This is a genomic window from Salinimicrobium maris (assembly GCF_049680855.1).
Lineage (GTDB): Bacteria > Bacteroidota > Bacteroidia > Flavobacteriales > Flavobacteriaceae > Salinimicrobium.
Genome location: NZ_JBMPGS010000001.1, coordinates 332,526 through 346,809, shown reverse-complemented (window position 1 = coordinate 346,809; position 14,284 = coordinate 332,526). Strand labels below are relative to the sequence as shown.

Sequence of the window (14,284 nt, the reverse complement as noted above, 5' to 3'; positions counted from 1 at the left end):
CTCACATTGTGAGAGTTTTTTGTTTTAAGTTGAAAAAGTGCTAAAAACACCTTAATTTGCACCGCTGTATAAAGAAGTTTTAGTACATTCCTGATAATGAGGCGTGTCGAATTTCTTAATGCCTGGGCATAAAATCAATTTTATGGATAAAATCACAGCAGCGATCACAGCTGTAGGCGCATACGTACCCGATTTCGTTCTGTCCAATAAGGTCCTTGAGACTATGGTAGACACCAATGATGAATGGATTACCTCAAGAACAGGGATTAAAGAGCGCCGCATACTAAAGGATTCTAGTAAAGGAACCTCTTACCTCGCCATACAAGCCGCCAAAGATCTTATTGAAAAGAAAAACATAGACCCAAAGGAAATCGATTTAGTGATCATGGCTACTGCCACACCAGATCTTCCGGTTGCATCTACCGGTGTTTATGTAGCTTCAGAAATAGGAGCAGAAAATGCCTTTGCCTACGACCTGCAGGCAGCATGTTCAGGATTTTTGTATGGAATGTCAACCGCGGCTGCTTATATAGAATCAGGGCGATACAAAAAAGTCTTGCTTATTGGAGCAGATAAAATGTCTTCCATTATAGACTATTCAGACAGGACAACCTGTATCATCTTTGGTGATGGTGCGGGAGCTGCGCTTTTCGAGCCAAATTCAGAAGGCCTTGGGCTGCAGGATGAAATGTTGCGCAGCGATGGCCGGGGAAGAGAATTTTTGAAAATCGATGCTGGTGGTTCTATACTTCCGGCAACTGCACAAACAGTGGCCGACAAAAAACATTTTGTGCATCAGGACGGGAAGACCGTATTTAAATTTGCCGTTTCAAACATGGCAGATATTAGTGCCGAGATCATGGAACGTAACGCTCTTACTAACGAAGATGTGAAATGGCTGGTTCCGCACCAGGCAAACATGCGTATCATTGATGCAACAGCAAACAGGATGAAACTGGACGATGCTAAGGTCCTTAAAAATATTCAGCGTTACGGAAATACTACTTCAGCAACGCTTCCTTTGTTGTTAAGCGATTATGAAAATAAATTGAAGAAAGGAGATAACATGATTTTTGCTTCATTTGGAGGAGGTTTCACATGGGGATCTATCTACCTGAAATGGGCATACAATTCTTAAAATAAAACCCAACACTTTAATTCAATCTTATGGATTTAAAAGAAATTCAGAATTTAATCAAATTCGTAGCAAAATCCGGGGCCAGTGAGGTTAAGCTGGAGATGGATGATATTAAGATCACCATCAAAACAGGATCTGACGAGAACCGGGAAACTACGATCGTGCAACAGGTGCCAATGGGGGGAATGCAACAGCAACCTCAAATGCAACAACCGCAAGCTTCATCACCTGCCCCACAACCTGATGCTTCATCTGGCCAAAAAGAACCAGCCGCTCAGGAAGATTCGAAATATGTTACTGTAAAATCACCTATAATTGGAACTTTCTATCGCAAACCATCGCCAGACAAAGGTCCATTTGTAGAAGTTGGAGACAGCATCAAAGAGGGAGACGTGCTTTGTGTGATCGAGGCAATGAAACTTTTTAACGAAATAGAAAGTGAAGTTACCGGTAAGATCGTAAAGGTATTGGTAGACGATTCTTCCCCGGTAGAATTTGATCAACCATTATTTTTAGTTGATCCATCATAAAATAATACCATCGTTAGGCTGGGGTAACTGGCCTGCAAAAAAATTACAGGTATGTTTAAAAAAATATTGATTGCCAACAGAGGCGAAATTGCACTGCGTGTAATTCGCACCTGTAAGGAAATGGGGATTAAGACCGTGGCCGTATATTCCACTGCCGATGCTGAAAGCCTGCACGTGCGCTTTGCAGATGAAGCAGTATGTATAGGTCCGGCTCCAAGTAACCTTTCCTATCTTAAAATTTCGAATATTATTTCAGCTGCAGAAATTACAAATGCAGATGCTATTCATCCTGGATATGGCTTTTTATCAGAAAATGCCAAATTCTCTAAGATTTGTGCAGAACACAATATAAAATTTATTGGAGCCAGTTCTGAAATGATTGACAAAATGGGAGACAAGGCGACAGCCAAAGCTACCATGAAAGCGGCTGGCGTACCATGTGTTCCGGGATCTGAAGGGATTCTTGAATCTTACGAAGAAGCCGAGCGAATTGCGCTAGATATGGGATTCCCCGTCATGCTTAAAGCAACTGCCGGAGGTGGTGGAAAAGGAATGCGTGCCGTATGGAAGAAGGAAAACCTTCGAGCTGCATGGGATTCTGCCCGTCAGGAAGCAGGTGCTGCTTTTGGAAATGATGGGATGTATATGGAAAAACTTATTGAGGAGCCTCGCCATATCGAAATACAGGTAGTAGGTGACAGTTCCGGAAAAGCCTGTCATTTATCTGAAAGAGATTGTTCTGTACAGCGTCGCCACCAGAAGTTAACCGAAGAAACTCCGTCTCCTTTCATGACAGACAAACTTCGGGAAGAGATGGGGAACGCTGCAGTAAAAGCGGCTGAATTTATTAAATATGAAGGTGCAGGTACTGTGGAATTTTTGGTGGATAAACACCGTAACTTCTACTTTATGGAGATGAACACCCGTATACAGGTGGAACATCCAATCACCGAACAGGTTATAGATTATGACCTGATTAGGGAACAAATTCTTGTAGCTGCCGGAATTCCAATCTCAGGAAAGAATTATTTCCCGCAGTTACATTCCATTGAATGCCGAATTAATGCTGAAGATCCTTATCATGATTTTAGACCTTCTCCGGGAAAGATCACAAATCTACACGCTCCCGGCGGACATGGGGTAAGAATAGATACGCACGTTTATAGTGGGTATGTGATTCCGCCGAATTATGATTCCATGATCGCTAAATTGATCACCACAGCCCAAACAAGGGAAGAGGCAATCAATAAAATGAAAAGAGCGTTAGATGAGTTTGTGATAGAAGGAGTAAAAACTACCATTCCCTTCCACAGGCAGTTAATGGATGAGCCAGATTATGTGGCCGGAAATTATACTACCAAATTCATGGAGACCTTTAAAATGAAACCGGTAGAAACAGAATAAATAGTAAGCCCCGAATCTTCGGGGCTTTTTTGTACCTATAATTTAATAAGAGCTATGTGCTTTCCTTTTTCATAATTACCTCACCATCGGTCGTTAAAAATAATGCTTTGTCAAAGAGGTGTCAAAAATGTCATTTTTGGCTATGTTTTTAGGACTAAAGCGTTTGTAGATTTTATCTTCATTGAGAATAGCGAGGAATATGGGTTGTAGCTGGCAATAAAGGGATCCAGGATTCCCTTTTTAAATGCTGTTGGTTTATTCCTAATTACTTAAATTTAGGAAATCGTAACTTCTTAATATGAAATTCGTTATTTCCTTTTTACTTCTGTTGATTACAGGTACTTCTGCAACTGCACAAGACATCACCGGCGACTGGTATGGAATCCTCAATGTTCAGGGAACCCAACTTGATGTTGTTTTCCACATTGCTGAAACCGAAGAAGGTTATGCTACTACGATGGATAGTCCAAAGCAAAACGCTTATGGAATTCCCATAGATTCTACTTCCTTTAATAATAATACGCTTCTCCTTAAGGCTCCAAATGCAGGAGGAATGACATATGAAGGAATTTTAAAGAATTCGGGGATTAACGGTACCTTTAAACAGGGTGGGATGCAACTCCCCTTAGATCTTTCCCGGGCAAAGCCGATAAGTACTTCAGAAGAAGTAAATAGGCCACAGGAACCAAAACGACCTTTTCCTTATGTGGAAGAGGAAGTGAGCTTTGAAAATATAGAAGAATCAGTAACCCTTGCAGGTACATTGACCTTACCTGCAAAAGAAGGAACTTTTCCCGCAGTGGTATTAATTACTGGTAGCGGTCCGCAGGACAGGAATGAAGAGATCCTTGGGCACAAACCTTTTTTAGTGCTTTCCGATTACCTAACTCGTAATGGAATTGCTGTTTTGCGATATGATGATCGTGGGGTTGGGAAATCTACCGGAAAATTTGCAGGAGCTACTACTGCCAATTTCGCCAATGATGCCCGTGCAGCTGTCGAATTTTTAAAAAACAGAAAAGAAATAGATTCTGAAAAAATCGGGATCATTGGTCATAGTGAAGGAGGTATGATCGCTCCTATGTTAGCTGCAAATGATAAAGATATTTCCTTTCTCGTTTTGCTTGCTGCTCCCGGGGTAGGTGGCGATAAAATATTATTGTCTCAAAAAGAGAAATTAGAGAGAAAAAGTGGAGTGCCAGAGCGTGTGTTGCAGCAAAGTCAGGAGATATTTCGCGGCGCCTATGATATAATCCTGGAAATGGAGCCTGGAGAACAAATGTATACTGCGGTCTTCAATCATTTCAAGGCAAAGTTTGGTCCTGAAGTCAAGGAAGAAACCATTACGCAAATTAGTAAACAGCTCGTTGACCCCTGGACGGTTGCTTTTGTAAAGCATGATCCTGCCGTAGCTTTGAAAAAAATAGAAGTTCCGGTGTTGGCCATCAATGGAAAAAATGATTTTCAGGTCATTTCAGAAATAAATTTACCGGCAATAGAGAAGGCGCTGGAAGAGGCTGGGAATAATAATTTGACCATCAAAAATTACGACAAGCTCAACCATTTGTTTCAGGAGAGCGAATCAGGTTTATCTACTGAATATGAAGAAATTGAGCAAACCATGGCTCCTGAAGTTTTAAAAGATGTGACCACCTGGATACTTGAAACCATTCAAAAAAGGGATTAATTCGCCCATTTCTAAAAACAACCACGATTAACCAAAAAACAATGAATTTCTCCTACTGGGAACAACAAACCTGGCTTTCCAATATAGATTTTACTATTGCAGGCAGTGGCATTACCGGCCTCAACTGTGCCCTCAGTTTAAAGCGGCGTTTCCCAAAAGCCAGGATCGTAATCCTTGAAAAAGGGCTGCTTCCTAACGGCGCCAGTACCAAAAACGCCGGATTTGCCTGCTTCGGAAGTATTTCAGAGATCCTGGATGATCTTAATTCTCATTCTGAAGAGGAAGTGCTCGAAGTGATCCAAAAGAGAGTCAGCGGTCTTGAATTGCTTCGGAAGAATCTTGGAGATCGCAATATAGGTTATGAGTCTCACGGCGGCTATGAATTGTTCACTTCAAAGGATAAAGAGCTGTATGATCATTGCAGTGCCAATCTGAAAAAAATAAACCGTTTCCTGAACCCCATTTTTGGAGAGGATGTGTTTAGTATTAAAGAAAATTCCTTTGGATTTCAGAATATTCAGGAGAAATTGATTTACAGCAAATTCGAGGGACAGATCAATACGGGAAAAGTGATGGAGACTTTGCTTCATAAAGTGCAGGCGGTAGGAGTGAAGATCCTGAACAATGTGAATATTGAAGAATTTGCAGAAGCCGGGGAGACTGTAAAGATCAAAACCGATCAATTTGAATTTTCTAGCAAAAAACTCATGATCGCCACCAATGGATTTGCTTCAAAAATGGGAATTCCTGAAGTAAAACCGGGTCGGGCACAGGTGTTGATCACGAAACCCATTCCTGATTTAAAGATAAAAGGAACTTTTCACCTGGATCGAGGTTTCTATTACTTCAGAAATGTGGAAAATCGCATCCTTTTTGGAGGCGGCCGAAATCTCGATTTTAAAGCTGAAGAGACCACCGAAATGTGTGAAACAGCGCTTGTGCAAAAAAAACTGGAAGAACTTCTGGAAAAAACCATTTTACCAGATACAAATTTCGAGATCGACCATCGCTGGAGCGGAATTATGGGCGTTGGTAATCAGAAAAAGCCGGTAGTAAAACAAATTTCTGACAATGTTTTCTGCGGGGTTCGCCTCTCGGGGATGGGTATTGCCATTGGCAGCCTCATAGGGAAAGAACTGGCAGATCTAATACAGTAAGCTATGAAACGCTTTTTTAAATTTATCCTAAAGCTACTTGTTTGGTTTTTCATCATCAGCATATTTTTAGTTGTGCTTTTTAAATGGGTTCCGGTGCCGTTTACTCCATTGATGGCGATTCGGTATTTTGAACATCTCGATGAGGAAATAAAACATGACTGGGTGCCAATGGAAGAGATTTCTCCCAACTTACAACTGGCGGTGGTAGCCAGTGAAGATCAGAATTTTTTAAGCCACAACGGTTTTGATTATGAAGCTATCAAAAAGGCGATCGAAGAGAACAAAACCCGAAAACGCGCACGCGGGGCAAGTACCATTTCCCAGCAGACTGCGAAAAATGTGTTTTTGTGGCCACAAAGCAGCTGGATAAGAAAAGGTTTCGAAGTCTATTTCACATTTTTAATTGAACTTTTCTGGAGCAAAGAACGCATCCTGGAAGTGTATTTGAACAGTATAGAAATGGGAAAAGGAGTGTATGGAGCAGAGGCTGCAGCTCAAATCTGGTTTGGGAAATTTGCAGAAAATTTGGCACCTTTTGAAGCTGCTGCGATCGCGGCTATCTTGCCTAATCCGCGGCAGTATAATGCCAGTCCCGCCAGTAATTATATTCAGCAGCGAAAGAGCTGGATTCAACGGCAAATGAATAACCTTGGCCGATTAAATTTCGAATAATAGTATGAATTCAGAATTGATACACAAGTTGAAAACAGCTGCCGGGAATTACGTGGAAGATCGTATTCAACGCATTCATACCGCAATTGCAGACCTTGAAGATGCGCTCAAGCTGGAAACCAAGTGCTCCATGGGTGATAAATATGAAACGGGCCGTGCAATGCTGCACCTGGAGTTTGAGAAACTTTCTGCGCAACTGGAACAATACAGCCGACTCAAAAAAACGCTGACCTTTATCAAAGAAAAACAGACTTCGGAAAAAGTGGAATTTGGCAGCGTGGTAAAAACTGAAAAAGTGAATTATTTTATTTCAATTCCTGCAGGGGAATTGGAAGTTGAGGGAGAGAAATTTTATGCCATTGGCGCCGGCTCTCCTGTTGCGCAGGCTATGACGGGAAGGAGCGAAAGCGAGGAATTTACTTTTAACGGGATCACCAACAAGATCCTGAAGGTTCTCTAAAAAGTCCCTTTAAAATGTCATTTTTGACGCACCCGTGATAGAATTAATTCTTTTGACACATTAATCCGTACTGTTTTTCCCGGTTCAAGTGCTTCCGGAGCTTCAAAAAAGTGGTTTTTCCCATTGATTTCTGCCTGAATAAGAAAATGTGCTCCTTTAAAGAAGGATTTTTTCACATTCACCTCAATTCCTGCTGTTTTTTTTACCTGAATCTCATGCGGATATAAAATGACATTTTTTCTGCCTTTTTCCTCCGGCAGAAATAGTGCAACAGGCAGCTCATTTACTTCTCCAAAAAGTGATGCGACATAGGCATTTTTGGGATTTTGGTAGAGTTCTTTTGGTGTGCCTTCAGCAATTATTTTTCCGGTTCTCATGGCGAACGTTTTATCGGCAAAAGAAAGGGCATCTGTGCTGTCATGGGTAGCGACAAGGCAGGTGATATTGTTCTCTTTGAAATATGAAAAAAGATTTCTGCGAAGGTTGTTCTTCCTGAAATGATCAATATGGCTAAAGGGTTCATCCAGCAGCAATATCTCCGGCGGATTGGCTAAAGCCCTCGCCAGCGCCACCCTTTGTTGTTGTCCGCCGCTCAGGAATTTTGCTTTGGCTTTTGCCATGTCGGCCATTTCCACCAGCTCCAGAAGTTCCTTCACCCGTTGCTGCTTTTTCCGCGGATACATATTTGACAGGTGCTTTCCTACATTTTCGGCCACGGTGAGCGGCGGCATAAGATCAAAGTCCTGCGTAAGATACTTGATGAATTCCTCCCCGGGAACAATATTGAAATTAGGCCCTAATAGCTCCTTGTCCTTCCAAAAGATTTGTCCTTCCACATGATGCAAGCCGTAAATGATCTGTAAAAGAGTACTTTTTCCGCATCCGCTGGCGCCAATGATAGAAACATTTTCTCCTTTTTGAATAGTAAAACTCAGGTTCTTGATAAAAGGTTTTTCGGTGTATCCAAAAGTGACATTTTTGACTGTTAACATAATGAGGATTCAGAAGTTTAAAGATACGCAGCCCAGCCTACTTAAAAAAGTGCTTTAGAAGGATGTTTTCAGGCTAACCCAAAATCAAAAAATCCCCGAAAATGCTTCCGGGGATTTGAATTTCAAAAATGATAATAATTTATCCTTTTATTTCTTTTCCGTCTTTTTTAGGTAATTCTTCGAAGCCCATGTTGTACAGGGTAAATCCGAAGATATCTGCGTACTGCTCAATAGTTTTGCTAACCGGGGTCCCTGCACCGTGTCCTGCATTGGTCTCAATACGAATTAATACGGGATTGTTACCGGCTTGTTTTTCCTGCAGTTCAGCAGCAAATTTGAAAGAGTGCGCAGGAACCACGCGGTCATCGTGATCACCTGTCGTGATCAAAGTCGCGGGATACTGCTCTCCTTTTTCAACGTTATGAACAGGCGAATAGTTGAGCAGATAATTGAACATTTTAGGGTTGTCCTGGGCTGTACCGTAATCGTACGCCCAACCGGCACCGGCTGTAAATGTATGGTAACGCAACATGTCAAGTACACCCACGGCTGGCAATGCCACTTTCATAAGATCTGGCCGCTGCGTCATGGTCGCACCTACTAACAGTCCGCCGTTGGAACCACCGCGAATTGCAAGGTAATCTTTAGAAGTGTAGTCATTTTCGATAAGGTATTCCGCAGCTGCGATGAAATCGTCAAAAACATTTTGCTTCTGAAGTTTAGTCCCGGCGTCATGCCATTCTTTTCCGTATTCGCCACCTCCCCGAAGGTTGGGAACGGCGTAAATTCCGCCTTGCTCCATCCAAACGGCATTGGCAATGCTGAAAGAAGGGGTAAGGCTCACGTTGAAACCACCATATCCGTATAGGATTGTAGGGTTCTTTCCGTTGAGCTCCAGCCCTTTTTTATAGGTGATGATTATTGGGATCTTAGTACCGTCTTTTGAGGTGTAGAAAACCTGTTCGCTGGTATAGTCTTCAGAATTAAAGTCGATACTTGGTTTGTTGTAAAGTTCCGAAGTACCTTCTTTAATATTATACTTATAGATACTTCCCGGGGTAACATAGTTCGTGAAGTTGTAGTAAAGTACATCTTCCTCTTTTTTAGCTCCAAAACCACCTGCAGAACCAATTCCCGGAAGTTCAACTTCACGCATAAGATTTCCTTCGTAGTCATACTGCTTTACGTTAGAAACCGCATCTTTCATATATTCTGTAAAGAAATATCCACCAGCGGTAGACGGACTGAGTACGTTTTCGGTTTCAGGAATGAAATCTTCCCAGTTTTCGGGCTTTGGATTGGAAGCGTCTACAGTTACGATCTTCCTGTTTGGTGCATTTCTATTGGTCACGATATATAGTTTGCTGCCAACATTCTCGATCACGTAACTATCGGTGTCTTCATTGTCAAGAATGGTTACTAGCTCCGGATTATCTTGTGTAAGATCCATCATGAACAATTTTCCTCCTGAAGTAGAATTTCTTGCCGAAATGAACAGGTAACGATTGTCTTCGGTCACACTACCACCTACATAACGGTGTTTCTGAGTTTCAGTTCCGCCAAAGACCAATTTATCATTTTCCTGGCTTGTGCCAAGTTTATGGTAGTATAATTTATGTTGATCTGTTTTAGCGGAAAGTTCACTTCCTTCGGGCTTGTCATAGCTTGAATAGTAGAAACCTTCATTTCCTTTCCAGGAAACGCCGCTGAATTTTACGTCTACCAGAGTATCTTCCTTAACCTCTTCAGTTTCTACATCCATAACGATGACTTTTCTCCAGTCACTTCCGCCTTCAGAAATGCTGTAGGCAAGGGTTTTTCCATCTTCCGAAAATGACATTCCGGCTAAGGAAGTTGTACCGTCCTCACTGAATTTGTTTGGATCAAGGAAAACTTCGGGAGCATCGTTTTCATTCTTTTTCCTGTAAACCACGTACTGATTTTGCAGTCCGTCATTTTTGTAGAAATAGATGTAATCACCTTCTTTTGAAGGAGAGCTTATTTTCTCATAATTCCAAAGTTCAGAAAGGCGGTTTTTTAACTCTTCTCGAAAAGGGATCGACTCCAGGTAACCGAAAGTCACCTCATTCTGGCGTTTTACCCAATCTTCAGTTTCTTCGCTTCGATCGTCTTCAAGCCAGCGGTATGGATCTTTGACTTCGGTGCCAAAATAATTGGTTAACGTATCTACTTTTTTTGTTTCAGGATAGTTCAAGGCAGTTTCATTTGAAATTTCATTTCCGCAGGAAGCCAATGCTCCGGCAGCAAAAATACCCATAATAGCTTTTTTCATAGGAAGTATAAAATTAGTTGTCGTAAAATTAGTATAAAACACAAAGCATATGTTACGTGCTGTTATAACAAAAAATCCTTTTTCCCGGTTGTGGGAAAAAGGATTTCAAGTTGGACTTATAATATTTAAACCAATTTGTTCTCCACAAGATATTCAGCGACTTGAACGGCGTTGGTTGCCGCCCCTTTTCGCAGGTTATCTGCAACCACCCACATGTTAAGCGTGTTTGGCTGGGAATAATCCCGCCTTATCCTGCCAACAAAAACATCATCTTTTCCTTCGGCATAAATGGGCATGGGATAGGTGTTGGTATCTGGGTTGTCCTGAACGGTGACTCCCGGGAAATCGCTAAGTAGTTTCCTCACTTCCTGCTCCTCAAAATCTGAATGAAATTCCACATTTACAGCTTCACTATGCCCACCAACTACAGGAATCCTAATAGCCGTCGCGCTTACGTTTACAGAATCATCTCCCAGGATTTTTTTCGTCTCTTTAGTAAGTTTCATCTCCTCTTTGGTGTAGCCATTTTCCTGGAAAACATCGCAGTGAGGCAGTGCGTTGCGGTGAATTGGATAAGGATATGCCATTTCACCTTTTTGTCCTGCATATTCATTTTCAAGCTGTTCAACGGCTTTTACGCCGGTTCCTGTAATCGACTGGTAAGTCGAGACAACTACTCTTTTAATTTTGTAATTATCGTGTAGTGGCTTTAAAGCCATCAATAGCTGGATCGTAGAACAGTTTGGGTTGGCGATGATCTTATCTTCGGCAGTTATTTCTGAGGCATTTATTTCGGGAATGATCAGCTTTTTGGAAGGATCCATTCTCCAGGCAGAGGAATTGTCGATGACTGTGGTTCCGGCTTCAGCAAACTTTGGCGCCCATTCCAGGGAAGTGTCACCTCCTGCTGAGAATATGGCAATTTGCGGTTTTTGTGCTACCGCTTCTTCCAGTCCGATTACTTGATATTCTTTCTCCTGAAAAATGATCTTTTTGCCTATAGATCTTTCCGAAGCTACGGGCAATAGTTCCGTTACAGGAAAATTTCTCTCTGCTAATACTTTTAACATGACCTCACCAACCATTCCGGTGGCGCCAACAACAGCTACTCTCATATTTTTTTATTGTCAGGACTTTTAAAGGCTACTTAAAAAGTCTTTTTATTAAACCTTATCCGGAAACGATGATCCGAACTTTAATTACAAATGTATTGTACTGCTGGGAATTATAAGAGGAGGAATGCTGAAATTTCAATCTACATTTAATTCTTTAACGACTTTGCACAAATTGTTAAATATGATAATTAAGAAAAAGCTTCAAAAATATCATTTTTGGAACTTCATTGTAAAAAAAGAACCCCGCCGCAGCGAGGTTTAAGGATTAAATATATAGTGTAGCGGTTACTACGTGCGTACAGTTTATTGCTGCAAATATAATTCTTTGAAATATCTCCTTCTCATTCCGTTATACATCAATTTCCAGATCTCATTTTTCTCAATTAACCCTTTGCTACTAAGTCGCATTCCATCAAGCCAGGTGCGATAGATAAGACTGTAAAACAATAAAAAGGCCAAGGAGATTTTTGGAGGGAAATAATTCCAATAAATCCCTAAAAGAATTGCGGGCAGTAAAAGTGCAATATAATAGAGAATTAGATTTTTCACGGTCTTCCACACATTACTTTTGCTTTCTCAATTCATCTCTTATTTGTGTAAGCAGTTCTTCCTGAGAAGGCCCTTTTGGAGCAGCTACTACAGGTGCTTCTTTTTTCTTTTTCGTCCTTTCATAGGCTCTGAGAACGATGAAAATAAAGAATGCCACAATAAGGAAATAAATGATTGCCTGAATGACATTTCCATAGGTGAGGACAGCGGCCTCAGCCTCTTGAGCGGCCTGAAGGCTCTCATAGTTTTCACCATCTAATGCTATAAATTGCTGGGAGAAATCTGTTCCTCCCATGAAAATACCAATGATGGGCATGATAATATCTGCAACAACCGAGGAGACAATCTTATTAAATGCCTGACCAACCACCACCGCAGTCGCGAGCGCGATGATGTCGCCTTTCATAATAAAGGCTTTAAAATCTTTGAAAAATGACATATGAATAGTTTATTTTTTAACTAATATAAAGGAAAAACTGTTAACTTCCTATTAAAATTCGTTTCACCCGTGAAGAAATCCCGGTGATTAATTCATAAGAAATGGTATTTCCTGCCGCCGCAAAATCAGTGGCATGTTGAGGTCCGCCAAAGAGAATTACTTCATCACCTTCTTTGCAGTCAATTCCCGTGACATCAGTCATTATCATGTCCATACATATATTTCCAATGATTGGGGCATATTGTCCATTGATGTAGACACCAATCTTACCATTGCCGTATTCCCTTTTGATACCATCAGCATAACCAATGGGAAGAGTAGCAGTTTTCGTAGGCTTTTCAGCAGTAAATGCCCTATTATAACCTACAGAATCTCCTGGCTTTATATGGTGAATTTGTGAAATAATGGTTTTTAAGGTGCCAACAGGTTTTAGTTTTTGATCTTCGGTTTTATCATTTCCAAAACCATAAAGACCAATCCCTGTTCTTACCATATCAAAAGCGGCTTCAGGATAATTAATGATCCCCGAAGTATTACAAATATGAAGCAGCGGCTGGTAGTCCAGCTGGTCAAAAAGCTTAATGGCAATTCGTTCAAACGTGTGTATTTGCTGCAGCGTAAAATCCCTTTCCTTCCAGTCTTCACTGGCCGAAAGATGTGAAAAAATGGAAGCCGCTTTTACTGCCGTGGTTTTATTTAAAATACTGCTGACTTTGGTTACTTCCTCCTCCGAAAACCCGAGCCGGTTCATGCCGGTGTTAAATTTTACGTGCACCGGGAAATCCTTCTGTTTAAGTTTGTCGGCAGTTGCAACGAATTCTTTTAATACAAACTCACTGTAAAGGCTGGGTTCCAGACAATGCTCTACCAGGCTTTCATAGTTGGTAGATTGCGGATGAAGTACCATGACCGGCAATTCTATTCCGGCCTCTCGAAGCGCAATTCCTTCAGAAATATAGGCAACTGCCAGGTAATCTGCTCCCAAATCGCTAAGCTTTTTAGCCATTGCTACTACATCACCGCCATAAGCCGAAGCTTTTACTACGGCCATGACCTTCACATCTTCCCTTACTTTTGATTTCAAATATTTGAAATTATGAGCAAGTGCGTTTAGATCAAGTTCCAGTACGGTTTCATGTGCTATAGGCATATCAAACTTTTTTGGGGCTTTTGATTTCTTCCGAATCACGAACTTCCAGGTTCAGTACCTTTTCTTTTAACCTGGCCTTGAAAAATGCCGCCCTGCTAAGTGGTTCGTACTCCTCTGTTTCTCCCAGTAATACCAGGTCCTCACTGGCCGCTTTCCTGTAGCTGTACTGCGCAAGATTTCCTGTGCGGGTGCAAACAGCATGGACCTTGGTAACATATTCTGCAGTCGCCATGAGATATGGCATGGGCCCGAAGGGATTGCCTTTAAAATCCATATCCAACCCGGCAACAATCACTCGTATACCCTTATTCGCAAGGTCGTTACAAACAGAAACGATCTCTTCATCAAAGAACTGGGCTTCATCTATTCCCACCACGTCACAACCGTCAGCCAGGATTCTTATATTGGCTGCAGCGGGAACGGGAGTAGACCTAATTTCATTGGAATCATGGGAAACGACCATTTCTTCATTATAGCGGGTATCTACGGCCGGCTTGAAGATTTCAACATTTTGTTTGGCAAATTTGGCACGTTTGAGTCTGCGTATGAGTTCTTCGGTCTTTCCCGAGAACATAGATCCGCAGATAACTTCAATCCATCCAAATTGCTCCTTGTGATTTACTGTATTTTCGAGAAACATTTTGTATTTTTCAAGACGAAAAAGCGAAGGTCGCTTTCGTATAAAGGTGACACAAATT

General features: G+C 41.5%; 13 protein-coding genes. 7 read left to right on the top strand and 6 right to left on the bottom strand.

Going from position 1 to position 14,284, the window contains the following annotated elements; all coding sequences use genetic code 11:
* Nucleotides 1-142 precede the first annotated feature (142 nt).
* From ACOV1Q_RS01705 to ACOV1Q_RS01675, 7 genes are all read left to right on the top strand, one after another.
* Complete coding sequence (locus ACOV1Q_RS01705) at nt 143-1,138, top strand: beta-ketoacyl-ACP synthase III (RefSeq protein WP_424492706.1); 996 nt, start codon at nt 143-145, stop codon at nt 1,136-1,138.
* Between the two features lie 29 nt (nt 1,139-1,167).
* A complete protein-coding gene (accB, locus tag ACOV1Q_RS01700) occupies nt 1,168-1,668 on the top strand; it encodes an acetyl-CoA carboxylase biotin carboxyl carrier protein (RefSeq protein ID WP_424492705.1) in 501 nt (166 codons plus the stop codon).
* Between the two features lie 51 nt (nt 1,669-1,719).
* Complete coding sequence (accC, locus tag ACOV1Q_RS01695; protein ID WP_424492704.1) at nt 1,720-3,072, top strand: acetyl-CoA carboxylase biotin carboxylase subunit; 1,353 nt, start codon at nt 1,720-1,722, stop codon at nt 3,070-3,072.
* A 298-nt stretch (nt 3,073-3,370) separates the two neighbouring features.
* The gene (locus ACOV1Q_RS01690) at nt 3,371-4,759 is read left to right on the top strand and encodes an alpha/beta hydrolase family protein (protein ID WP_424492703.1); all 1,389 of its coding nucleotides are present in this window, start codon (nt 3,371-3,373) and stop codon (nt 4,757-4,759) included.
* A 41-nt stretch (nt 4,760-4,800) separates the two neighbouring features.
* On the top strand, nt 4,801-5,916 hold the full coding sequence (locus ACOV1Q_RS01685) for an NAD(P)/FAD-dependent oxidoreductase (RefSeq protein ID WP_424492702.1): 1,116 nt from the start codon (nt 4,801-4,803) through the stop codon (nt 5,914-5,916).
* Between the two features lie 3 nt (nt 5,917-5,919).
* Nucleotides 5,920-6,588, top strand: coding sequence for a monofunctional biosynthetic peptidoglycan transglycosylase (gene mtgA / locus ACOV1Q_RS01680; RefSeq protein ID WP_424492701.1), 669 nt, complete (start codon nt 5,920-5,922; stop codon nt 6,586-6,588).
* Nucleotides 6,589-6,592: 4 nt separating this feature from the next.
* A complete protein-coding gene (locus ACOV1Q_RS01675) occupies nt 6,593-7,048 on the top strand; it encodes a transcription elongation factor (protein WP_424492700.1) in 456 nt (151 codons plus the stop codon).
* Nucleotides 7,049-7,065: 17 nt separating this feature from the next.
* Here the strand turns inward: ACOV1Q_RS01675 and ACOV1Q_RS01670 are convergent, their stop codons facing one another.
* The 6 genes from ACOV1Q_RS01670 to ACOV1Q_RS01645 form a co-directional block, all read right to left on the bottom strand.
* Complete coding sequence (locus ACOV1Q_RS01670) at nt 7,066-8,040, bottom strand: ABC transporter ATP-binding protein (RefSeq protein WP_424492699.1); 975 nt, start codon at nt 8,038-8,040, stop codon at nt 7,066-7,068.
* A gap of 139 nt (nt 8,041-8,179) precedes the next feature.
* Nucleotides 8,180-10,333 (bottom strand): prolyl oligopeptidase family serine peptidase, encoded by a 2,154-nt coding sequence (locus ACOV1Q_RS01665; protein WP_424492698.1) that lies wholly within the window; start codon nt 10,331-10,333, stop codon nt 8,180-8,182.
* 125 nt (nt 10,334-10,458) lie between these two features.
* Complete coding sequence (locus tag ACOV1Q_RS01660; protein WP_424492697.1) at nt 10,459-11,448, bottom strand: aspartate-semialdehyde dehydrogenase; 990 nt, start codon at nt 11,446-11,448, stop codon at nt 10,459-10,461.
* 562 nt (nt 11,449-12,010) lie between these two features.
* Nucleotides 12,011-12,436, bottom strand: coding sequence for a large conductance mechanosensitive channel protein MscL (gene mscL, locus ACOV1Q_RS01655; protein ID WP_424492696.1), 426 nt, complete (start codon nt 12,434-12,436; stop codon nt 12,011-12,013).
* A gap of 40 nt (nt 12,437-12,476) precedes the next feature.
* Nucleotides 12,477-13,586: an alanine racemase gene (gene alr / locus ACOV1Q_RS01650; RefSeq protein ID WP_424492695.1), complete on the bottom strand. Its 1,110-nt coding sequence runs from the start codon at nt 13,584-13,586 to the stop codon at nt 12,477-12,479.
* A 1-nt stretch (nt 13,587) separates the two neighbouring features.
* Nucleotides 13,588-14,226 (bottom strand): thymidine kinase, encoded by a 639-nt coding sequence (locus ACOV1Q_RS01645; protein WP_424492694.1) that lies wholly within the window; start codon nt 14,224-14,226, stop codon nt 13,588-13,590.
* Between the last annotated feature and the right edge of the window lie 58 nt (nt 14,227-14,284).